Origin of the sequence: Corynebacterium sp. HMSC035E02 (assembly GCF_001836065.1) — a bacterium.
GTDB lineage: Bacteria > Actinomycetota > Actinomycetes > Mycobacteriales > Mycobacteriaceae > Corynebacterium > Corynebacterium hiratae.
Genome location: NZ_KV827377.1, coordinates 19,863 through 20,406 on the forward strand (window position 1 = coordinate 19,863; position 544 = coordinate 20,406).

1 pseudogene is annotated in these 544 nt (G+C 56.4%); it reads left to right on the top strand.

What is annotated here, in order from left to right:
• A pseudogene (locus HMPREF2635_RS12050) lies at positions 1-544 on the top strand (HNH endonuclease); the annotation flags it as partial.

A 544-nucleotide genomic window follows, 5' to 3' on the forward strand; every position in this document is an offset into this window, starting at 1 on the left:
CTTCGGCCCCACCCGCTTTACCGGCAAACAACGCAAAGCCCGTGCGTCCGCACTCACCCAACGCCACAGCCTGGGCACCCTCACACTCATTGAAACCTACGTTTCAAAAGTAAAGAAAACCCTCGACGCCTGGAACCTGAGAGTCAGACTTACCGCCACACCCGCACACCGCATCCCCACCGTTGCCACCACGAGGCTTAAAGAACTCAAACGTAAAAGAACCGCCAAACCAGGCGTGCGCATCACCTACAGATCCGAAGGGCCCAACACGCTCTCCATTACTGACGATGCCACCACGATTGCCAACATGCGCGCAGTCCTAGAATCCACCAACACCGACCTGCTTCAAGCCGCCAACGACGTCTTCTTCAACCAAGAAACAGCCGGCACTAAGCCTTCCGTGCGCACCCAAGTCATCGTCACCCTGAACGAGTTGGATCAAATCATCAACGGTGACGGGGACGAGATCGAACTCAACCTCACCAACGGTGGGCGCATGACAGGCGCTGAGTTTCTCACCCACAAGTTTGCCGAAATCGGCTAC